The organism is Streptomyces decoyicus (genome assembly GCF_019880305.1).
Classification (GTDB): domain Bacteria; phylum Actinomycetota; class Actinomycetes; order Streptomycetales; family Streptomycetaceae; genus Streptomyces; species Streptomyces decoyicus.
The window spans coordinates 6,986,874-7,008,005 of the sequence record NZ_CP082301.1 but is presented as its reverse complement, the minus strand read 5'-3'; the positions used below and the strand labels follow the sequence as shown (position 1 = coordinate 7,008,005).

At 71.0% G+C, this 21,132-nt stretch carries 18 protein-coding genes and 1 tRNA gene; 10 read left to right on the top strand and 9 right to left on the bottom strand.

The features are described 5' to 3' along the window. The first annotated feature begins 3 nt into the window (after nucleotides 1-3). A complete protein-coding gene (meaB, locus tag K7C20_RS30640; protein ID WP_030084242.1) occupies nucleotides 4-1,011 on the top strand; it encodes a methylmalonyl Co-A mutase-associated GTPase MeaB in 1,008 nt (335 codons plus the stop codon). Between the two features lie 109 nt (nucleotides 1,012-1,120). On the opposite strand, the gene K7C20_RS30635 is transcribed toward meaB, so the two are convergent. Together K7C20_RS30635 and K7C20_RS30630 are read right to left on the bottom strand one after the other, a co-directional pair. Continuing rightward, nucleotides 1,121-2,041, bottom strand: a complete 921-nt coding sequence (locus K7C20_RS30635; RefSeq protein ID WP_053210202.1) for a LysR family transcriptional regulator — start codon at nucleotides 2,039-2,041, stop codon at nucleotides 1,121-1,123. A 108-nt stretch (nucleotides 2,042-2,149) separates the two neighbouring features. Then, a complete protein-coding gene (locus K7C20_RS30630; protein WP_030084239.1) occupies nucleotides 2,150-2,653 on the bottom strand; it encodes an ATP-binding protein in 504 nt (167 codons plus the stop codon). A gap of 197 nt (nucleotides 2,654-2,850) precedes the next feature. Here K7C20_RS30630 and K7C20_RS30625 point away from each other — a divergent pair, with 197 nt between their 5' ends. Continuing rightward, on the top strand, nucleotides 2,851-3,093 hold the full coding sequence (locus K7C20_RS30625; protein WP_030084232.1) for a DUF397 domain-containing protein: 243 nt from the start codon (nucleotides 2,851-2,853) through the stop codon (nucleotides 3,091-3,093). Between the two features lie 112 nt (nucleotides 3,094-3,205). Beyond that, nucleotides 3,206-4,114 (top strand): helix-turn-helix domain-containing protein, encoded by a 909-nt coding sequence (locus tag K7C20_RS30620; RefSeq protein ID WP_222892690.1) that lies wholly within the window; start codon nucleotides 3,206-3,208, stop codon nucleotides 4,112-4,114. Nucleotides 4,115-4,188: 74 nt separating this feature from the next. Here K7C20_RS30620 and K7C20_RS30615 read toward each other — a convergent pair whose 3' ends face one another. Together K7C20_RS30615 and K7C20_RS30610 are read right to left on the bottom strand one after the other, a co-directional pair. Then, complete coding sequence (locus tag K7C20_RS30615; protein WP_030084229.1) at nucleotides 4,189-5,004, bottom strand: SAM-dependent methyltransferase; 816 nt, start codon at nucleotides 5,002-5,004, stop codon at nucleotides 4,189-4,191. 205 nt (nucleotides 5,005-5,209) lie between these two features. Next, complete coding sequence (locus K7C20_RS30610) at nucleotides 5,210-6,181, bottom strand: multicopper oxidase domain-containing protein (protein ID WP_053210201.1); 972 nt, start codon at nucleotides 6,179-6,181, stop codon at nucleotides 5,210-5,212. Between the two features lie 289 nt (nucleotides 6,182-6,470). Here K7C20_RS30610 and K7C20_RS30605 point away from each other — a divergent pair, with 289 nt between their 5' ends. Both K7C20_RS30605 and K7C20_RS30600 read left to right on the top strand, forming a co-directional pair. Continuing rightward, nucleotides 6,471-7,190 carry a TetR/AcrR family transcriptional regulator gene (locus tag K7C20_RS30605; protein WP_245171734.1) on the top strand — a complete coding sequence of 240 codons (720 nt, stop codon included), beginning with the start codon at nucleotides 6,471-6,473 and terminating at the stop codon, nucleotides 7,188-7,190. Then, on the top strand, nucleotides 7,180-8,052 hold the full coding sequence (locus tag K7C20_RS30600) for a class I SAM-dependent methyltransferase (RefSeq protein ID WP_030084223.1): 873 nt from the start codon (nucleotides 7,180-7,182) through the stop codon (nucleotides 8,050-8,052). Before K7C20_RS30605 ends, K7C20_RS30600 begins: the two co-directional genes overlap by 11 nt. Before the next feature lie 78 nt (nucleotides 8,053-8,130). Here K7C20_RS30600 and K7C20_RS30595 read toward each other — a convergent pair whose 3' ends face one another. After that, complete coding sequence (locus tag K7C20_RS30595) at nucleotides 8,131-9,468, bottom strand: PucR family transcriptional regulator (protein ID WP_245171733.1); 1,338 nt, start codon at nucleotides 9,466-9,468, stop codon at nucleotides 8,131-8,133. A gap of 194 nt (nucleotides 9,469-9,662) precedes the next feature. Here K7C20_RS30595 and K7C20_RS39080 point away from each other — a divergent pair, with 194 nt between their 5' ends. Then, nucleotides 9,663-11,177, top strand: coding sequence for a hypothetical protein (locus K7C20_RS39080; RefSeq protein ID WP_030084219.1), 1,515 nt, complete (start codon nucleotides 9,663-9,665; stop codon nucleotides 11,175-11,177). Between the two features lie 107 nt (nucleotides 11,178-11,284). Here the strand turns inward: K7C20_RS39080 and K7C20_RS30585 are convergent, their stop codons facing one another. Beyond that, complete coding sequence (locus tag K7C20_RS30585; protein ID WP_030084217.1) at nucleotides 11,285-11,797, bottom strand: DUF6314 family protein; 513 nt, start codon at nucleotides 11,795-11,797, stop codon at nucleotides 11,285-11,287. A 232-nt stretch (nucleotides 11,798-12,029) separates the two neighbouring features. Between K7C20_RS30585 and K7C20_RS30580 the strand changes: the two genes are divergently transcribed. From K7C20_RS30580 to K7C20_RS30570, 3 genes are read left to right on the top strand one after another with little or no spacing between them, the layout of a single operon-like run. Continuing rightward, complete coding sequence (locus K7C20_RS30580; protein ID WP_053210199.1) at nucleotides 12,030-13,499, top strand: aldehyde dehydrogenase family protein; 1,470 nt, start codon at nucleotides 12,030-12,032, stop codon at nucleotides 13,497-13,499. Continuing rightward, on the top strand, nucleotides 13,496-15,070 hold the full coding sequence (locus tag K7C20_RS30575; RefSeq protein WP_030084211.1) for an APC family permease: 1,575 nt from the start codon (nucleotides 13,496-13,498) through the stop codon (nucleotides 15,068-15,070). Before K7C20_RS30580 ends, K7C20_RS30575 begins: the two co-directional genes overlap by 4 nt. A 15-nt stretch (nucleotides 15,071-15,085) precedes the next feature. Then, complete coding sequence (locus K7C20_RS30570; protein ID WP_030084209.1) at nucleotides 15,086-16,651, top strand: GMC family oxidoreductase; 1,566 nt, start codon at nucleotides 15,086-15,088, stop codon at nucleotides 16,649-16,651. A gap of 343 nt (nucleotides 16,652-16,994) precedes the next feature. On the opposite strand, the gene K7C20_RS30565 is transcribed toward K7C20_RS30570, so the two are convergent. Further along, nucleotides 16,995-17,082, bottom strand: a tRNA-Leu gene (locus K7C20_RS30565). Between the two features lie 105 nt (nucleotides 17,083-17,187). On the opposite strand from K7C20_RS30565, the gene K7C20_RS30560 reads away from it, so the two are divergent. Further along, on the top strand, nucleotides 17,188-18,522 hold the full coding sequence (locus tag K7C20_RS30560) for a DUF2254 domain-containing protein (RefSeq protein ID WP_030084208.1): 1,335 nt from the start codon (nucleotides 17,188-17,190) through the stop codon (nucleotides 18,520-18,522). Between the two features lie 22 nt (nucleotides 18,523-18,544). Here K7C20_RS30560 and K7C20_RS30555 read toward each other — a convergent pair whose 3' ends face one another. After that, nucleotides 18,545-20,140, bottom strand: a complete 1,596-nt coding sequence (locus tag K7C20_RS30555) for an aldehyde dehydrogenase family protein (RefSeq protein ID WP_030084207.1) — start codon at nucleotides 20,138-20,140, stop codon at nucleotides 18,545-18,547. A gap of 343 nt (nucleotides 20,141-20,483) precedes the next feature. Beyond that, the gene (locus K7C20_RS30550; protein WP_048829765.1) at nucleotides 20,484-20,849 is read right to left on the bottom strand and encodes a chorismate mutase; all 366 of its coding nucleotides are present in this window, start codon (nucleotides 20,847-20,849) and stop codon (nucleotides 20,484-20,486) included. Nucleotides 20,850-21,132 lie beyond the last annotated feature (283 nt).

The following is a 21,132-nucleotide window of genomic DNA, read 5'->3' as shown; positions in this document are numbered from 1 at the left end:
AGCATGCCTGCGAGGATCGATGTCGAACGGTATGCCGAAGGTGTCCGCGCGGGCTCCCGGGCCTGGATCGCCCGCGCCGTCACCCTGGTCGAGTCCACCCGGCCCGACCACCGGGCGGCGGCCCAGCGGTTGTTGATCGAGCTGCTGCCGTACTCCGGCTCGGCCCGAAGAGTGGGCATCAGCGGAGTGCCCGGCGTCGGCAAGTCGACCTTCATCGACGCGCTCGGTTCCCTGCTGACCGGCGCAGGGCACCGGGTGGCGGTGCTCGCCGTGGACCCGTCCTCCAGCCGAACCGGCGGTTCCATCCTGGGTGACAAGACCCGGATGGAGCGGCTGGCGACGGACCCGGCGGCGTTCGTCCGCCCCTCCCCCACGTCCGGCACGCTGGGCGGGGTGGCGCGGGCCACCCGGGAATCCATCGTGGTGATGGAGGCCGCGGGCTATGACGTGGTCCTGGTGGAGACGGTCGGCGTCGGCCAGTCCGAGACCACCGTCGCGGGCATGGTCGACACCTTTCTGCTGCTGACCCTGGCGCGCACCGGCGACCAGCTCCAGGGCATCAAGAAGGGCGTGCTGGAGCTGGCGGACCTGGTCTCCGTCAACAAGGCCGACGGCCCGCACGAGCGCGACGCCCGCTCCGCGGCCCGTGAACTGGCCGGTGCGCTACGGCTGTTGCAGCCCGCGGACGCGGCCTGGACACCCCCCGTGCTGACCTGTAGCGCCCGCGAGAACACCGGCCTGAAGGGGCTCTGGGAGCGGGTCGAGCAACATCGCACCCTCCTGGAGTCCACCGGGGCGCTGGCCGAACGGCGCCGTGCCCAGCAGGTCGACTGGACCTGGTCGATGGTGCGCGAGCGGCTGATCGACCGCCTCCAGGAACACCCCGAGGTGCGCCGGCTGGGTCCCGATGTCGAACGTGCCGTGCGCGACGGCGAGCTCACCGCGACCCTGGCGGCCGAGCGGCTGCTGGAGGCGTTCGGCCTGGGGGACGGGCCGGCGGGCGAGGCCTAGGCCGACGGCCGGGCGGTGTCCGACCACCCGGCCCTTGCCCCGCCCCGGCCCTTCCGCCCCGACGCGGCGGCGCTCAGGAACACCTGTCGGGCCGACCGCGACCGCCTTCCTACCCTCCTGCGCCCAACTCCCCGGCCGGAAGGGTGCGTTGCGCACGCTCGGCAAAGTGGGCCACGGCCATGTCACGGAACCGCGCGGCGGCCGTGGAGAGATAGCTGTCCTCGCGCCGGACCAGGCTCAGCGTCCGTACGCAGTCGGGGGTGTCGAGGTGCAGCCAGGCGAGCGGCGTCCGGGAGAGATCGGCACGGGCGAGCGAGGGCATCAGCCCGATCCCGAGGCCTGCCGCGATCAGGAAGTGTGTGGCACCCGGCTCGTCGCCCTCGCAGGAGATGACCGGACGGCGCCCGAGCGCGGTGAACAGCCGCTCCAGCAGCGCACGTTGCCAGTGGCCCGCCCGGGTGGTGATGAAGGGCTCCTCGGCGACCTCGGCGAGCGTCAGCCGGCCCCGGCCGGCCAGCGGATGACCGGCCGGCACAGCGAGCAGCACCTCTTCGTGCAGCAGCCGCACCGCGCCCAGACCGGGCCCGGACAGCGGCTGCGAGCCGAAGCAGAAGTCCACTTCTCGTGCCCGCAGTTGATCTTGCATCACCTCGGGCGTGGACTGGAAGCACCGGACGGTGACCCCGGGATGAGCGGCGCGGAATGCGGCCAGCAGCTCGGTGAGGGGCAGCAGGGTCTCTGCCGCGACGGCGACGGAGCCGTCGTCGAGCCCGGCGGCGTCGGCCGCCTCCCTGCGGGCGTCGTCGAGTTCGTCCAGCGCACGCTCGACCCGGGCCAGGAACGCGGCGCCGTGAGGGTTGAGCCGGATGGTGCGGCCCTGCCGGTCGAAGAGCGGCACCCCCAGCTCGGCTTCCAGCCGGGCGATCGTCCGGCTCACCGAGGGCTGGGCCACCCGTAGTTCCGCTGCGGCCCGGCTGATGTGCTCTCGGCGCGCGACCTCCCGGAAGTAGCGCAGGGACAGCAGGTCCATCGGCTTCTCGGGCCTTCCGCTCGGGTGACGGCAACCCGGGAATCGTCACACACGGCAGGTCCGTGTCTCGTTCCGCCGAGGCGGGCCCGCCCCCCGTACGGGCCCGCCTCAGCCGCGCATCGACACCGTCGCCCACACCGTCTTTCCGGTCCGGTCCGGTGGTGTCCAGCCCCAGGCGTCGCTCAGTTGGTCGACGATGTGCAGGCCGCGCCCGGATTCCGACAGGGCGTCCGGGGGCTTGACCACGGGCGCGCCGGTGCCGGCGTCCGAGACCGCGCACAGCACCGTGGCGTTCTGTCGGGTCAGGGCGAGCCAGGCGTTACAGAAGGGGGCAGTTGCTTCGCAGGCCTCGTCCTCCCCGGGCGCCGTGCCGTAACGCAGCGCATTGCTGACGAGTTCGGAGACGACCAGGGCCACGTCGTCGGCCACGTCGGCACACATCTGCCAGCCGGCGAGAGTCGCCCGGGTGAACCGGCGGGCTTCCGGCACGGTGCGCGCGGAGCCGCTGAGGGCGCAGGCGGCGAAGCCGTCGGGGGCCGGCAACCACCAGCCGTCCTCGCACGGTTCATCCCGAAGGGCATCGTGCACGGTCTCTGCCGGATGTGTGGTCATCAACATCTCCGCGAGGGGGATTTTCAGGGCTGGGCCGGACTGCCTCGGAGAGCTAATATCCTCGGCAGCCGTCCCATGATGCAAGTGCATCTGCAATTACATCAGTAAGGACGGCCGCCCAGGGGCTCGTTCACGCCAAGGTGATCGCAGGCCCGAAACCGGTCGGAGAAGCGACCTCCAGCAAGGGAGCAGCTGATATGGAGTCGGTGACCAACGGCATGCAGGCGACCAGCATCGAAGGTGCCGTCTGGCGCAAGAGCCGCCGCAGCAACCCCAGCGGCAACTGTGTGGAACTGGCCGTTCTTTCGGACGGTGGGGTGGCGGTGCGCAACTCACGGTTCGCCGCGGGTCCGGCCCTGGTCTACACCCGCGCCGAGATGGTGGCTTTCGTCCAGGGAGCCAAGGACGGCGACTTCGACGATCTCATCGACGGCCACTGACACATGCGCACCGCGATTGGCGCATATGTCGTTCGGATAGTCGCCCCGGCTGTACGGACCGCTCGGGGCGGTGGGACACTGGGCGCTCGCCCGACCACTCAGGGGAGTCAGCATGACCGCCGCGCAGCCGAGCAGCGATCCGTCCCTGCGCCGCTACCTGGAGCATCCGCGCGGCGGCCCGACCGTCCTGCGTATCGTGCTGGGCACCCAGCTTCGCCGGCTGCGTGAGGGGGCGGGCATCACCCGGGAGGCCGCCGGGGACGCCATCCGCGGTTCGCACGCGAAGATCAGCCGCCTGGAGCTCGGCCGGGTGAGCTGCAAGGAGCGGGATGTCGCCGATCTGCTGACGCTCTACAACGTCACGGACGACGCGGTCCGCTCCGACTTCCTCAAGCTGGCCCGCAAGAACAGCAGTCCGGGGTGGTGGCATCAGTACGGCGATGTGCTGCCCGGCTGGTTCGAGACGCATATCGGCCTCGAAGAAGCCGCGTCGGTGATCCGTACGTACGAAGTCCAGTTCGTGCCGGGCCTGTTGCAGACAGCGGACTACGCCCGTGCGGTGGCACAGCTCGGGCATCCGCGGTCCTCCCCGGAGGAGATCGAGCGGCGGGTGCAGCTGCGCGTACAGCGTCAGGAGCTGCTGACCGTCCCGGATGCACCGCGGGTGTGGGCCGTGATCGACGAGGCGTCACTGCGCCGTCCGCTCGGCGGCCCTGAGGTGATGGCCGGTCAGCTCAGACATCTGCTGAAGATGGCCGAGCTGCCGAATGTCACGTTGCAGATCGCGCCCTTCAGCCTCGGCGGCCTGGCGGCGGCCGGTGGTCCGATCACGATCCTGCGGTTCCTGGAGCCGGATCTGCCGGACATCGTCTATCTGGAGCAGCTGACCAGCGCGCTCTATCTGGACAAGCGCGATGATGTCGATCATTACCTGGCGGTGATGGACCGGCTCAGCGCGCAGTCCGAGTCTCCTCGCGAGTCACGGGAGATCCTGGAGCGGCTGCTCAAGCAGGAGAGCTGACGCGCCGTATCCCAGCGGAGAGGGGCGGGGCACCCACCGGGCGCCCCGCCCCTCTTCCGTGTGGTGTCTGCGCCCTACACCTTGCGGGCGACGCCGCCGAACTCGATCCACTCCTGGGTGAGTTGCTTGGGGCCGATGTCCGCATCCGGCTTCCAGGTGGAGACCTCGACCAGACCCGGCTCCTGGACCTCCAGCCCTTCCAGGAACCCCGCCAGCTCATGGGCCTGCCGCACCCGGCCCCACTGGCCGTGGGTGCTGACCCGCATGAATTCGGTGACGAAGTCGCGGGTGGCGGCGTCCTCGCTGACGAGCTGACACACCACCAGGAAGCTGCCGGGCACCAGCCGGTCGGCGACCCTCTTGATCAGCCCGGCCGGGTCATCAGCATCGGGTATGCAGTGGAGGACCGAGACGAACAGCGCGGCGACGGGCTCATCGAAATTGATCAGCCGCTCGACCTCGGGGCTGCTGAGGATGCCGTCGGTGTCGCGCATGTCCGCCTGGATGACGGCGGTGTTGGCGTTCTCCTCCAGCAGTGCGCGGCCGTGCGCCAGGACGATGGGGTCGTTGTCGACGTACACCACGCGGGATTCCGGGTCGACCTGCTGGGCGACCTGGTGGACGTTGTCCTGGGTCGGCAGGCCTGATCCGTGGTCGATGAACTGCCGGATGCCGTGTTCGCGAGCCAGCCAGCGGACCACCCGCTGGAGAAAGCGTCGGTTGTTGATCGCCAGCACCTGGGTGCTCGGTACGACCTTGCTCAACTCTTCGCAGGCCTCGCGGTCGACGGCGTAGTTGTCCTTGCCACCCAGGTAGTAGTCGTACATCCGCGCCACACTCGGGATGCTGACATCAACGCCACCGGCCTGCGGTTGTGATTCCTGGCTCATTCCACACTTTCCCGTCGCTTCGACAGTCATCAGCCATGGGGCAGGGGTGATCGCTCCGTATAGGGGTGACCACGCGCTGCAGCCCCCAACATACCCACCGATCGCGGGTTGTTGCAGACGAGCGGCAGGGTCCCGTGGAGGGAAGTGCGACTGTTGCTCCGGCAGCACGTACAAGCACCCCAACAGGCATACGAATCAAGGGTGTTCAATCAGCCAGATCGTGGCCGGCGCGTCCGTCATGACCGTCATGACCGGGAATCGTCCCATCAGGTTTGGCGATCAGGAGAAGTCCGGCCATCCCCATGTCGGAGTGGCTCTGGACATGGCAGTGATACATCCAGGCGCCCGCCCCGACACCTTCGCCGGCGACGATCTGGAAGCCGAAGGAGTCGGCGGGTCCGGTGATCTTGGTGTCGATGACCCGGCTGGGGTCGGCGGGGCCTTCGAGGAGGCCGGTGCGGTTGTCCGCCCAGCGATGACCGTGCACATGGAAGGTGTGGTAGTACTCCCCGTGCGTGATCATGATGATCTCGATCCGCTCGCCCACGGTCGCCCGGAAGTCGGGCCCGGCCGGCAGGTTGTTGATCGTCATGTCGTTGAAGACGATGGTGAACTGCCGGTCGGGCAGGGGGTCACCGGCCCGGCGCACGACGACCGGGCCGTACATACCGGCCCGGATACCACAGGTGCCGTGCTCGGTGCCGACCGCATGATCGTGGTAGTGCCAGTAGCCGGCGCTCCCGGGCCGCCAGCTGCCGCCCTTGCGTCTGCCCGGCGCATGGGTGCGCCAGGTGTAGGTGCGGGTGCCGCCGGGCTCGACGGAGCTGTGGCTCATCTTGGTTCCGTCGCTGGCCACGTCGTAGTCGAGGCCATGGACGTGCAGGCTCGCCTCGACCTCCATGGTGTTCTCGAACTCGATGTGCAGGGTGTCGCCCTCGACGAGTTCGACGAGCGGGCCGGGGACGGAGGCCTTGCCCTTCTCCAGCCCGTATCCCCGCCTGCCGTCGGCCAGCTTCCCGGCGTACAGCTTCAGATGCTTCACCTCACCCGCGGCCACCGCCCGTCCGCCGTCGGCGGCCTCGGCCGGGGTGGCGGGGCCCGCGGCCGCGGTGACCGGTCCGAGCGCCGCCGCGGCGGCGCAACTGAGACCGGGGGGTACGGGCCGCCACCACGCCACTCACAGGCGGCGGCCCGTTCCTTTTCCCCCGGCGACACCCGACGCCGGGCACGCCCCCCGCGCGGTCCGGCCCGGCCGAGGAGCGCACCCGGCCCGGTCCCGCATCCGGTTCCGCATCGGCAGACACCCGAGCAACAGCCTTTGCGGAAAGGAGCGTTGCGTGAGGACGCCTACCACCATCGGCCCGCTTTACACCCGTCATCCGAGTCGCCGAAGCCTGCCTTCCCCCCCAACTGTCTGACTTTCCAGTAAACTTACTCGTCAGTAAGGTTGCGGTAGGCTGCTACCAATGACTGACACACGCAGGCGACGCATGCCCAGGCCGGTCCGGGAACAGCAGATCATCGACGCCGCGATCCGGGTCTTCGCCAAGCGCGGCTACCACGCCGCCTCGGTCGACGAGATCGCCGAACTCGCCGGAATCTCCAAGCCGATGGTCTATCTCTACCTCGACTCCAAGGAGGGGCTCTTCCTCGCCTGTCTGCGACGTGAGGCCGAGCGTCTGGTGGCCGCATTACGCGCAGCCGCGGGCCCAGCCCACCCTCCCGAGCTGCGGCTCCGGGCCGGGCTGCTGGCGTTCTTCACCTTCGTCACCGAACACCGCGACAGCTGGGTGGTGCTGCACCGCCAGGCCTCGGAGCTGAGTCCGGCGATCGCGGCGGAGCTGCGCCGGACCCGGCAGGCGGTGATGACGGAGGTCTCCGGGCTGGTCCGGACCGGCGGCCCGGAGAGCTCCGGGCCCGCCTGCCCCGACGACGAGGCCGACTTCGTGACGTACACCCTGGTCGGGGCCGCGGACTCGCTCACCGACTGGATGACACTCCATCCGGACGAGCCCCCGGAGCGGATCACTCTGCGACTGATGAACATGGTGTGGGTGGGGATGCGCAATGTGCTCGACGGAGAGGTGTGGGAGACGCCGGCCGAGGAGCCGCAGGGGCGCCCGGCGCGCCAGGGCGTACTGGCCCGCTCGCCCGCCCGGCGGGTACAAGAGGGGGATGACCACTGAGCAGAGTGAGCTGTCGACCGTCCCCGTACCGTCGCCCACCACCGAGGAGATGGTGCGCGCCAACCAGGCGAACTGGGACGCCCGTACCCCTGTCCATGTGGCGAGCGAGTTCTACGGCCTGGACGGTTCCCGGACCGCCGAGCACTGGTTCGCGCCGTTCGAGTGGACGGATCTGGGCGAGCTGACCGGGCGGGACGTCCTGCATCTGCAATGCCATCTGGGCACCGAGACGGCCGCGTTCGCCGAGCGGGGCGCCGCGCACACGGTCGGGCTCGACTTCTCCGCGGCGGCGGTCGCGGCGGCGCGGCGGCTCGCCGCGGAGGCCGGACGGAATGTGGAGTTCGTGCAGTCGGATGTCCACCGGGCCGTGGAGGCGCTGGACGGGCGCCGGTTCGATGTGATCTACACGGGCAAGGGCGCGCTGTGCTACCTGCCGGATCTGGCCACCTGGGCCGGGATCGTCAGCTCGCTGCTGCGGCCCGGCGGGACGTTCTATCTGGTCGAGTTCCATCCGCTGCTCGATGCCCTCGGCCCGACGCCGAGTCCGGACCGGCAGGAACTCCGCCTCCACCATGACTACTTGGGCGGCCGCGGCCCGCTCAGGAGCGACACGCCGTCCACATACACCGACGGCCCGCCCGTGCAGGGTGCCACGACGAGTTACGAGTGGCGGCACGGCCTCGGGGAGGTCATCTCCGCTGTGATCGGCGCGGGGCTGACCGTTCAACTGGTCCGGGAGACCGAGCTGCTGCCGTGGAAGCGGTTCGATGCGATGGTGCCGTCCGAGAACGGCTGGTGGCGCCTTCCGCCGTCGGAGCCGATCGTTCCGCTGCTGTACGCGCTGCGGGCGGTGAAGGCCTGAGCCACCGGCAGCCGCGGGCGCGGGGGCGGGTGGCCTACGGCCTCGGGCCCCTCGGCACCGGCACCGGCAGCGCGCCTCTCAACTCGCCGGCCCGTGGATCCTGCGGTGTGTCAGCGCCCACCAGACCTCCGCGAGGTCGGCCGGGTCACGCAGGCTGGTGCCGGTGATCTCCTCGAACCGCCGGAGCCGGTTGCGCAGGGTGTTGGGGTGCACGTAGAGGGTGCGCGCGGCGGCCTCCAGTCGCAGCCCCTGCTCCAGATAGGCGGCCGCTGCTTCCTCCAACTGGGCGCCGTCCTCGCCCCGTTCGGCAAGCGGCGCCAGGCGCAGTCCCACCAGCGCCTCCCCCACGGCCGGGAGCGCCACGACCGTGGCCCGCAGCCCCAGCTCGTCACGGGTGAACGCCCCGACGAGTCCGAAACCGGCGGCGGCCCGGAGCGCCTGAGTGGCCCGGGTGAACTCCGCTGCGAGCCCGGACGCGGGGGCCGGGGCGCCCAGTCCCAGGACCAGGCCGCGGCACAACCCGCCCGGACGCCCGGCCAGCAGCCCCGCTACATCCCCGTCCACGGTCGTGACCAGAGGCTTCCCCGTCCCGTCCAGGGCGAGCCAGGGGCGCAGCAGGGCGACGATCCGGTCGAAGGCGCCGTCGCCGGGGCCGGGGTGGCCGGTGGCATACGGGGCGGGGCCGGGCTCGGGGGTGCGGACCGGGCCGCCGGGCGGCGCGACTCCGGGCAGGCGCGCGCGGAAGGGGAGGCGGAGCGCGCCGCGGTCGCACCAGCCGTCCGCCGCAGCCTCCCCGTCCTCGGGGTATCCGCCGGACGGGCGGTCGTCGGCAGACCCGGTGCCCCACGCGCCGCCTCCGGAAGGCGACGTGCCCCACCGCACCTCGCCGAGCAGCAGGGCGCGGACCTGCGCGGCACGCCGACGGTCCGTCATCGCGTCTTCCTCGAAGCCGACCCGGCAGCTGCGGACGATGCGCAGGGTGTTGGCGTCGACCCAGGCGCGGAGCGTCTCGGCGATCGGCAGCAGGTCCTCGGCGGTGCCGCGGCGGGCCGCCATCTCCTCGCCGAACCGCCGCCAGACGATGTCCGTTCCGATCCGGTAGGCGGAGATGATGTCCTCGACGGGCAGTGAGCGGGCCAGGGCCGTCACCTCGTCGAGATGGGTCTCCGGGATGGCGTACGTCCGGTCGCCATCGCGCCCGGAGCCCTGTGGTGTCCGCCGCTCCTCGGACCACCGCTGCACCAGTGACAGGCCGTTGCGCAGGGACGCCAGCACCCGTGGACGGAGCTGGTCCACCGATACCGCGGCGTAGGAGGGGAGTTGGGCCCGCAGGCCGCCGATGACCTCGTCGGTGAGGGCGTCGATTGCGGCGTGCAGCGCGGCGACGGACTCCGGCACCGTTGTGGAAGTCTCCACCCGTCCCCTCCCGACTCGGTGTCTTTCCCCATGGCGAAATCGATCATTCGTCGCCATGCTACGAGGAAGCCGCCCGAACCCCTACAGATGTTCGATCTTGGACGACTTTTCCCCGGCCGTCCTGATCCGTCCGGCGTTCGGCGCCCGGCCCCCGCTGTTCCTCCCCATCACCCCCCGCACCATCAAGGAATCCCATGGCTGTTTCCTGGCGTCGTATCGCGGTGCCCGCCGCCGCGGTCGGCGTACTCGTCCCCGCCGCCCTCGGCACCCATGCGCTGCTCTCGGGTCCCGACACACCGCGCACGTCCTCGGCCGGCATACCGGCCACCGGACCGACGGCCCCCGGTGCCGTGCCGGACGATGCCCGGGCCTCCGGACCTGAGGGCGCTGCCGCGGTCGCCAGGCCGTCCGACGCGCCGACCCGTTCCGGCAATTCGGCCTCCGTGCAGCTCTCGTCGTACGACGCGCACCGCAAGCAGGCGGAACTCAAGCCGTCCGCCGGCAAGACCGTACGGACCGGGGATGTGATCGCCGCCGCGCCCAACCGGCACGCCCCTTCGGGTGCGCTGTTCAAGGTCGGCAAGGTCACCGGCTCGCGCGACGGCAAGGTCCGGGTGACCACCGCCCCCGCCACGCTCTCGGAGCTGCTCGGCGATCAGAAGGTGGACCAGCGCACGGCGTTGCGGCCCGGCGAGATCTCGGTCAAGGCGCTCTCCTCGGGCGTCACCGTGCAGAAGCCCGCTGCCGGCACCGGTTCGGCCGGCGGCGGCACGGCCACTCCGTCCGGCGACCCGGTCACTCCGTCGGGCAGCCCTGACGCCACCGGCTCCCCGAGTCCCTCGGCATCCGACTCCTCCGGGGCCCGCACCCAACTCGTTCCCTCCGGTACCCGCCCCGCCCCCACCTCCTCCGGCAGCGCGCTGTCGCCCGACGCGCGCAAGGCGCTCACCACCCTGCGGCTGGGCCTCAATGTGCCGCTGCCCAAGGGCGTGGAGGCGACCGGCAAGTCCCCCGCCCGGCTGTCCGGCGACGTGATGTTCCGGCCCGAGCTGATCTTCCAGTACGAGAAGCGCGGCGGACTCAACCTGCTGCCGCAGCGCGCGGCGGTCGGCCTGGGCGGCTCCTACGCCTATGGCTGGCAGGTGCACGGCAAGGTGCGCGGGACCGCGGACACCGGGCAGGTCGCGGTGCCGATCGCGGCGGTCACCGGACGGCACGTCTTCTGGGTGGGCCCGGTCCCCGTCGTGGTCAGCACCGAGGTCACCTTCACCTACCGCTTCACCGCCGGCGGCCGCATCGTGCTCGACGCCGACCAGCGCACCTCCGGTTCGTTCGCCGTCGGCGCGAAGTACGACCGCGGGAACGGGTGGCAGCCGCTGCACGAGGCGGACCAGCAGACCAAGGGAGCCGCTCCCCGGGTCGAGGGTGCGGCCACCGCGACGGCCCGTATCGGGGCGCGTGCCCAGGTGTTCCTCTACGACACCGCGGGCGTCGGGGGCGAGCTGTCCGTCCACCTCACCGGACGGGCCGCGGCGGCCAGTGGCGGCGGTGCCCCGGCGTGGGCGCTGAGCGCGGGCTACGACCTGGAGACCGAGCTGATGCTGCAACTGAAGATCTTCGGTATTCAGCTCGTCGACCTCAGGACCACGCCGTTCGCCCTGCACGACGAGCGCAAGCTGTTCGGCCGGGGGAAGCTGCCCGCCGCCTGAGCCCTCGCGCTCCGCACGGAGGACGGCGCCCCCGGGGACCTCTGCCCCGGGGGCGCCGTCCGTGCGTCCGGCTGCCGGGCGCGCGTCCGCGCCCGGCCACGCCGCGCTCACCCCAGACGCCGGTACACCGAGCGCAGCAGCTGATCCTTCGCCGGCCCGCCGACCCGCCACTCCAGATGCCAGGTGTCCGCGCCGACGGCGGTGAAGGTCCCCTCGTACCGGTCCGCGGCACAGGGGTGGACGGCGGTCCAGCTGCCGGTCCTGAGGTCGAGGTCGTGGAAGGGCCGGCCGTCGGCGAAGTCGATCTCGGCGGTGCCGTCCGGCCGGGGCCGCAGCAGCAGGGTGCGGCTCGCCGGATTCGCCGTTCCGCCCCATGTCAGTTGCCCCTCCTCGATGTGCAGCAGGGCCTCCCCCGCCGCGTCGGGCCGGAACTCGGCGGTGCCGCGGAAGCTGCCCTCGGCGGCGGACCGCAGGTCGTGCACCGTGCGCTCGATGCTCCAGCGGCCGGAGAGGTACGCCGCGGCATCGGGGACGGGGTGCGGTCCGAGGGCCGGCGCCGGCTCCGGGCCCTGCCCCGGCTCCCGTCCGCGTCCGTGCCCTCGGCCCCTCTCACTGCTCATCCCCCTATTCTCCCGTCCGCCCGCCCGCCTCACTCCGTCGGCCCCACCCGGCGCCGATCCCCTCTCCCCCGGCCCCTCGTACCGTGCGGAGCCGCACCGCCCGTCTTAGTCTCAGGGCAGTGACCCGCACCGAGGTCCGCACGGCGGGCCGCCCGTCGGCCTGACGCCGTCGGCCGGGGCGCCGCGCCTGCCGCAGTCGCCCCGTACGAGCCCGGAGACCGGAGGCACCACCATGCCGGAGCTGTTCATCGGAGGTCAGTGGACCGCAGCGGCCGACGGGCAGGTACGGGAGATCCGCTGCCCGGCGGACGGCACGCTGGTCGCGACCGTTGACGAGGGCGGACCGAAGGACGTGGCGGCGGCGATCGGGGCCGCTCGTGCGGCCTTCGACGACGGGCCGTGGCCGCAGACGCCGGCGGCCGAGCGCGGCCGGCTGGTCCTGCGCGTCGCCGAGCTGCTGGAGCGCGACAAGGACGCGCTGGCCAGGGCCGAGTCGCTGGACACCGGCAAGCGGCTGGTCGAGAGCGCATACGACATGGACGACATCGCCAACTGCTTCCGCTACTTCGGCAATCTCGGCGCGGCCGGCGGCACGGACCGGGTGGTGGACGCGGGCGCGGCGGAGATCGACAGCCAGGTGCGGCACGAGCCGGTCGGCGTCTGCACGCTGATCACCCCGTGGAACTACCCGCTGTTGCAGACCGCCTGGAAGGTCGCCCCCGCCCTGGTCACGGGCAACACCTTCATCCTGAAGCCCAGTGAGCTCACCCCGCACACCGCCATCCACCTCATGCGGCTGCTGGCCGAGGCCGGGCTGCCGGACGGCGCCGCCAATCTGGTGCTGGGCACCGGCCAGACCGTGGGCGCGCCGCTGACCGAGGACCCACGGGTGGACATGGTGTCGTTCACCGGCGGTCTGCTCACCGGCCGCCGCATCATGGCCGCGGCGGCGCCCACGGTGAAGAAGATCGCGCTGGAACTGGGCGGCAAGAACCCCAACATCGTCTTCGCGGACGCCGATTTCGACACCGCCGTCGACTACGCCCTGATGGCGGTCTTCCTGCACTCCGGGCAGGTCTGCTCGGCGGGCGCCCGGCTGCTCGTCCAGGAGGAACTGCACGATGCGTTCGTCGACGAGCTGGTCACCCGCGCCCAGCGGATCCGGCTCGGCGGGCCGTTCGACGAACACGCCCGGTCCGGCCCGCTGATCTCGGCCGCGCACCGCGCGAAGATCGAGGCGTATGTGGCGGCCGGGCTGGACGAGGGTGCCGTACTGCTCTGCGGTGGCGCGCGGCCCGACGATCCGTCGCTGGCGAACGGCTTCTACTACCTGCCGACCGTGCTGGACGAGTGCACCCCGGACATGTCCGTCGTCCGCGACGAGAGCTTCGGGCCGGTGCTGACCGTCGAGCGTTTCCGTAGCGAGGAGGAGGCGGTCTCGCTCGCCAACGACACCGTGTACGGGCTGGCCGGGGCGGTGTGGACGCAGGACAGCGAACGTGCCCACCGGGTCGCCGCCCGGCTGCGCGCGGGAACGGTGTGGATCAATGACTTCCATCCGTACGTGCCGCAGGCGGAGTGGGGCGGCATGAAGCAATCGGGCATCGGGCGCGAGCTGGGGCCGGCGGGACTGGCCGAGTACCAGGAGGCCAAGCACATCTGGCGCAATACCGCGCCGCGTCCGCAGAGGTGGTTCGAGTGACCGACTCCGAGTCCGCGCGCCCCGGCACCCGGGCCGACGGTTCGCACGACGACGATTCGCTCGCCGAGCTCGGCTACAAGCCGGAGCTGAAGCGCACGTTGGGCAACTTCCACACCTTCGCCGCCGGCATCAGCTACATCTCGATCCTCACCGGCACCTTCCAGCTGTTCTACTTCGGTATCGCCCACGGCGGGCCGGCCTACTGGTGGTCCTGGCCGATGGTCTTCGTCGGCCAGTTGATGGTGGCGCTGTGCTTCTGCGAGCTGGCCGCCCGCTACCCCGTGGCCGGGTCGATCTACAACTGGGCCAAGCAGCTCGGCGGCCCGCACATCGGCTGGCTCGGCGGCTGGATGATGCTGACCGCCACCATGGTCTCGCTGTCCGCGGTGGCGCTGGCGTACCAGGTGACGCTGCCGCAGATCTCGTCGTGGTTCCAGTTCATCGGCGACGGGACCGGCCAGTCCGCGGCCGAGAACGCCGTGGTGCTCGGCACGATCCTGATCGCCTTCACCACCCTGGTCAACGCCTTCGGCGTCAAGCTGATGGCGCGGATCAACTCCGCGGGCGTGGCGATCGAGCTGATCGCCGCCATCGTTCTGGTCATTCTGCTCGCCGCGCACGTCACCCGCGGCCCCGGCGTGGTGGTCAACACCTTCGGTCTGGGCAGCGGCGAGAGCCTCGGCTACTTCGGCGCGTTCCTGACCGCGTCACTGGCCTCGGCGTATGTCATGTACGGCTTCGACACCGCCTCTTCGCTCGGTGAGGAGTCCAAGGACCCCGGCCGCAACGCGCCCCGCGCCATCCTGCGGGCACTGATCGCGTCCTTCCTCATCGGCGGTCTGATCCTCCTCTTCGCCCTGCTCTCCGTGCCCGATCTGCACTCCAAGGAACTGTCCGTGGACGGCCTGCAATTCGTGGTGCTCTCCACGCTCGGCTCGACCATCGGGCAGATCGTGCTCTGGTGTGTGGTCATTGCGATCACCGTGTGCGAGCTGGCCGTGCACACCGCCGGCATCCGGCTGGCGTTCGCGATGGCCCGGGACAACAACCTCCCGGCCGCCTCCCTGCTCGCCAAGGTCAGCCCGCGCTTCCAGACACCGGTGCTGCCGGCCGTCGTCATCGGCCTGGTGGCGATCGCCATCCTCCTCATCAACGTGAACCAGCCGCAGATCTTCTCGGTGATCACCAGCATCGCGATCATCATGATCTATCTGGCGTATCTCGCGGTCACCCTGCCGATGCTGGTCCAACGGCTGCGCGGCAACTGGACGCCGGCCAAGGGAAAGTTCTCGCTGGGCAGGTTCGGCGTCCCGGTGAACGTCCTCGCCGTGCTCTGGGGCTTCGGGATGTCCCTCAACCTCGCCTGGCCGCGTGCCGCGGTGTACAACGCGACCGGCCCCCAGCACTGGTATCTGCGCTGGGGCGCCTTCTTGTTCATCGGTGTCGTGGCGATCGGTGGCTTCGCCTACTACTGGTTCGTCCAGCGCAAGCGCACGGGCGTGCTGGCCACCCACGCCGCCGTCACCCCCGACATCGGCAGCCCGGGCGACAGCAGCACCCCCACCCCCTGATCTGGAGACGCCGCCATGTCCCGAGAGGCCCCTGTGGACGAGTTCGACTACGTCGTGGTCGGCGGCGGCACGGCCGGCGCCGTCGTGGCCGCCCGGCTCAGCGAGGACCCCGCCGTCACCGTCTGCCTCCTGGAGGCCGGCCCCTCCGACGTCGGTGACGAGAACGTGCTGCGCCTGGACCGCTGGATGGGGCTGCTGGAGTCCGGCTACGACTGGGACTACCCGGTCGAACCGCAGGAGAACGGCAACAGCTTCATGCGGCACGCCCGCGCCAAGGTGCTCGGCGGCTGCTCCTCGCACAACTCCTGTATCGCCTTCTGGACCCCCGCCGAGGACCTGGACGAATGGGCCGCGATGGGCTGTACGGGCTGGGGTGCGGCCGACTGCTTCCCGCTCTTCCAGCGGCTGGAGACCAACGACGCCCCCGGCGACCACCACGGCCGCAACGGCCCGGTGACCCTGCGCACCATCCCGCCGAACGACCCGTGCGGTGTGGCCCTCCTGGAGGCCTGCGCGGCAGCCGGCATCCCGACCACGCCGTTCAACACCGGCCGGACCGTCGTCCGGGGCGCGAACTGGTTCCAGATCAACTGCCGCCCGGACGGCACCCGTTCCTCCGCCTCGGTGTCCTACCTCCACCCCGTCATGGGCACCCGCAAGAACCTCGACGTGCGCACGGGGGTCCAGGTCAAGCACCTGAACTTCGACTCCTCCCGGCGCTGCACCGGTGTGGACCATCTCGCGCCCGACCTGATCCACAGCCGCACCGTCAACGCCCGCCGCGAGACCATCGTCTCCTGCGGCGCCATCGATTCCCCGAAACTCCTCATGCTCTCCGGCGTCGGCCCGGCCGGCCATCTGCGTGCCACCGGTATCGACCCGGTCATCGACTCCCCCGGCGTCGGCTCCTACCTCCAGGACCATCCGGAGGGCGTGATCATGTGGGACGCCAAGCAGCCCATGGTCAGCTCGTCCACCCAATGGTGGGAGATCGGCATCTTCGCCGACACCGAACCCGGCCTCGACCGCCCGGACCTGATGTTCCACTACGGTTCCGTGCCCTTCGACATGAACACCTACCGCCGCGGCTACCCCACCTCGGAGAACGCCTTCTGCCTCACCCCGAACGTCACCCGGGCCCGCTCACTGGGCACGGTGCGGCTGCGCACCCGCGACTTCCGCGACAAGCCCGAGGTCGACCCGCGCTACTTCACCCATGAGCACGACATCCGCGTCATGACCCACGGCCTGCGCCTGGCCCGCGAGATCATCTCCCAGACGCCCATGGCCGACTGGGCCGGCACCGAACTCGCCCCCGGCCCGTCCACCCGGTCCGACGCCGAGCTGTTCGAGTACATCCGCACCACGCACAACACGGTCTACCACCCCGCCTGCACCGTGCAGATGGGCGCCCCCGACGACCGGGCGACGCCGCTCGACCCCCAGCTGCGGGTCAAGGGCGTGACCGGTCTGCGGGTGGCCGACGGTTCGGTGATGCCGTTCCTGCCGGCCGTGAATCCCTGCATCACCACGATGATGATCGGGGAGAAGTGTGCGGACATGATCAGGGGCACCCGGTAGGGGCGCCCGCTGCGTCCATGCGAAAGCCCCGCCCGCGGGCGGGGCCACTCACACATCCACGGCCTACGAGGTGGGCTCCCTTCGCCGGCATTGTCCGAATCAGGTGCTAGGGGTCGCCGTCCGGTCCTGTGACCTTTCGGCCTCTCAGCCCGACTTTTCTTCTTGTCCTCGGCGAGAGCCAGAGCTCCCTTCCCCGAGGCCGGTCCAGTCGAACTCCCTCGCTCGCCCCGTAGGCCTGATCTCAGGATACTCCCGAAGAAACTGGATGAGACAGTCATTTCGGGCATTTTTTTACGCCACTGCCCGGGAACGCAAAAAACCCCTGATCAACAGGGGTTTTCGCTGGTGTCCGAGGGGGGACTTGAACCCCCACGCCCGATAAAGGGCACTAGCACCTCAAGCTAGCGCGTCTGCCATTCCGCCACCCGGACTAGGTGTGATCTTCGCGGGGCGTTCCCCGCGGCGACATGGACAACAATACCAAGGTTTCGGAGTGCCTTTCACCTGCGTATCCGTCGCCCACATAACCTCGATTTATGGGCAATGAGGGACATGTCGCGCATATCGGTGGTCCGCGCAGGCCACGGGCGCTTTCGCCACTGCGGGAGCATCTGCGGGACACCTTCTGGTTCGCGCCGACGGCGGGGCTGGCATGCGCGTTGCTGCTGTGGTGGGCGGCCGCGACGCTCGACTCCGAGATCATCGCGGCGCTCCAGCGGGCGCACGCGTACGCGGCGGTCAGGGAACTGGTCTCGATCGCCGACGACACCAAGACGATCGTGACGACGGTCAGCTCGGCGATGATGACCTTCATCGGTGTGGTCTTCAGCATCTCGCTGGTCGCGGTGCAGATGGCGAGTGGCCAGCTCACGCCGCGAGTGGTGCGGATCTTCATCCGGAGCCGGATCAGCAAGATCACGCTCACGGTGTTTCTGGCGACCTTCCTGTTCTCCCTGCTGGTGCTCACCTCGTACGAGAGCGAGACCGATGCCCGGCAGGTCACGTCGGTGCCGGTGGTGCAGAGCCTGCTGACGATGGTGTTGGTGGCACTCAGCCTGATCCTCTTCATCGCGTATGTGTCTGCCACCTTGCGGCTGATGCAGGTGGGGCCGGTGGTCTTCCGGATCACCCGGGAGACGCTGCGGATGCTGGCGCGGCAGGGCACCGGTGGGGAGGTCGGGGAGGACGGGGCCTCCCTGCCGCCCGAGGTGGCGCGCATTGCGCACGCGGGGCGGGCCGGGGTCCTCCTGGATGTGCATGTGGCACGGCTGGTGCGGGTGGCGCGGCGGCAGGGAGTGGTCCTGCGGCTGATTCCGCGGATCGGGGACTTCGTGCTGCCGGGAACGCCGGTGCTCGCGGTGCACGGCGGGGCACCGCCGCCGCGGTGGGCGCTGCGGTACACCGTGTCGGTGGGCGTGGAGCGCACCTTTCACCAGGATCTCGGGCTCGGGCTGCGCCAGCTGTCGGACATCGCGCTGCGGGCCTTGTCGCCGGCGGTGAACGATCCGACCACGGCCGTGCAGTGCCTGGACCGGATCGTGCAGATTCTGGCGGCGGTGGTGCGGCGGCCGCTCGGGACGGTGCACCACCGCGATCGGCGGGGTGTGGTGCGGCTGGTGCAGAACGTTCCGGGCTGGACGGATCTGGTGGACCTGGGGCTGACCGAGGTCCGGGCGGCCGCGGTGCACAGCCCGCAGGTGAGCCGGCGGATCCTGGCCGGGATCGACGATCTGCTGCTGCTCGCGCCGGAGCGGCGGCAGGGGCCGCTGCGGCGGCATCGCACGCTCCTGTTGCAGGCGGTGGAGCGTACGGTGCCGGCCGCGGCGGACCGGCGGTTCGCCTCGCACCCCGACCGGCAGGGGATCGGCTAGGGCCGCCGGTGCTGCGCCCTGGTTACGGCATCAGGTGATAGTCGGGGAAGTTGCCCGGCAGACGTTCGGACGGCGGGCCCTCGGTCACCGCGCGGACGAGGAGTTCGCCGCCGACGAACGCGCCGCTCCAGGAGTTGCCGAAGCCGCCGAAGAGCTCGTCGCGGTCACCGCGGGAGCGGGGCTTGCCGTGGCCGACCTTGAACGCGCGGATCTGCGGGACGAGACGGTCGTAGCTCTCCTTGTCGTCGCAGGAGAGGCTGGCGACCAGGGCGCCGTTGCTGGCGTTCATGGCGGCGAGGAGTTCGGCCTCGGTGTCGACGAGGACGAGGGTGTCGACGGGGCCGAACGGCTCGGCGTGGTGGAGCGGGGAAGAGGAGGGCGGGGCCAGGAGGGTGGTGGGCGGGAGGTACGCCGAGGTGTCCTGGGACGGCAGGAAGCGGCCTTCGGCGAGGCTGCCGCGGTGCAGCGGGACGGCGCCGCGGGAGATCGCCTCGGTGGTGAGGTCGGCGAGTTCCTTGGCCTTGGCGGCGTTGATCAGCGGGCCGAAGTCGAGTTCGGGGAGCGGCTCGGCGGGGTCGGCGACGGCCAGGGGGTGGCCGAACCGGACGCTGCGGACGGCCGGGAGGTACGCGGCGAGGAAGTCGGCGAAGGCCTCGCGCTGCACGACGAAGCGGGGGTAGGCGGTGCAGCGCTGCTTGGCGTAGTCGAAGGTCTTGCGCACCAGCGGGGTCAGGGACTGCCAGTCGCTGAAGTTCCAGATGCCCCAGGTGTTGAGGCCCTCTTGTTCGAGGATGTGGCGTTTGCCGAGGTCGGCGACGGCGGTGGCGACGCGGGCGCCGGTGTCCCGGCCGCCGACGAAGGAGACACAGCCGATCTCCGGCGAGCGCACGAGGGACGGCGAGAGCTCTTTGCCGCTGCCGCTGACGAGGGTGGCCGGGACCCCCTCACGGGCGGCGAGGGCGCAGGCGAGGGTGAGACAGACCAGCCCGCCGTCGGTGGGGGTCTTCGCGATCACCGCGTTGCCGGCCAGCGCCTGGACGAGCATCGCGTGGATCAGCACCGACATCGGGTAGTTCCAGCTGGCGATGTTGCTGACCGGGCCGGGCAGCGGCGTGCGGTCGGCGAGCATCCGGTCGATCTCGGCGACGTACCAGCGGACGCCGTCGATGGCTCGGTCGACATCGGCCTGCGCGAGCTTCCAGGGCTTGCCGATCTCCCAGACGAGCAGCAGTGCGAGCAGTTCGCGGTGCTCGGTCAGCGCGTCGAGGGTGGCGTTGATCCGGGCCTTGCGTTCGGTCAACGGGACATGGCGCCAGGCCCGGTGCTGGTCGAGGGAGGCCCGTACGGCGTGCAGCGCGGCGTCCGCGTCGAGGCGGGGCGGGCCGGCGATGGGGGTGCCGTCGACGGGGCTGGTGGCGGGCAGCGGGTCGCCGTCCGGGTGCCAGGCAGCGGCCCAGAGGTTGAGGGCCTGGTCGTCGCGGAAGGCTTCGGGGGCCGCGGCCAGGCTGCGCTGCCAGGCGTCCTGCCAGGACGTTCCGGGTTTGAGGAGGAGCGTCGGTGCGGGTGTGGTGCGCGCGTTCCACGACGGATTCGAGCTGGATTCGGTGCTGGGGGCCATCGTTTGTCTCCGCTCTCGGTGCACGGCCGGAGGGGCAGGGTGGTGGCGCTCGGGCGGCTCCCGGAGGAACCGTGTTACTGGACGGTAGTGGGGCATGGGGGCACTGCGGGACGGTCCGGCGTCAGGTATGGCGAGTGTCACTCGGTGCGGGCGACGGGGCCACCCGGGTGAGGCGACCGCGTGGCCCGCCGTAGCGGGGCGGGCCTGCCGCGGACCGTCGGCGCTCCCGGTAGGCGGCGCCAACGCGGCCTGGCTGTCACGGACTTCCCCCTGCCTGCTGCACGACGAGGGTGGGCGGCGCCGCGATGGCGCCCGCCCACCCTCGTCCGTCGTGCGTACGGGTTCAGCCGGCGGCGGGCTCCCCGGTCTCCTGCGTACGGTCGGCGATCGCCCGGTGGTGGCGGACGACCTCCCCGATGATGAAGTTGAGGAACTTCTCGGCGAAGGCCGGATCCAGCTTGGCGTCCTCGGCCAGCCGGCGCAGCCGCTCGATCTGCGCGGCCTCACGGGCCGGGTCGGCGGGCGGCAGGCTGTGCCGGGCCTTGAGCTCGCCGACCTGCTGGGTGCACTTGAAGCGCTCGGCGAGCAGATGCACCAGGGCGGCGTCCAGATTGTCGATGCTGCCGCGCAGATAGCTCAGCCGTTCACGGGCCGCCTGGTCGGCGATGGCGGCCGCTTCGCCGGCCGCCGGTGCTGTCCCCTCGCTCATGTGCGTCTCGCCATTCGTGATCGGTCGGTGCCTGGTGCGGTGTCGTGCTGGTGCTGGTGCTGGTGCTGCTTCATTCTTGATCGGGAGCACATTACCCGGCCGGTGCCGGGGCGCAGGGCCGGTCTCGCGGATCGGACCGGAGGGGCCCCGATCCGGCCGGAGGGGGAAAGCCGACCGGCCGGAGCGCGGAAGCCCGACCGGCCGGAGCGGTCCGCGGGGCGTCCGCGCGGGGGTGCCGGTCCCACGTGCCGCCCCGTCGGCATCGGCGCGCTGCGCACGGCTC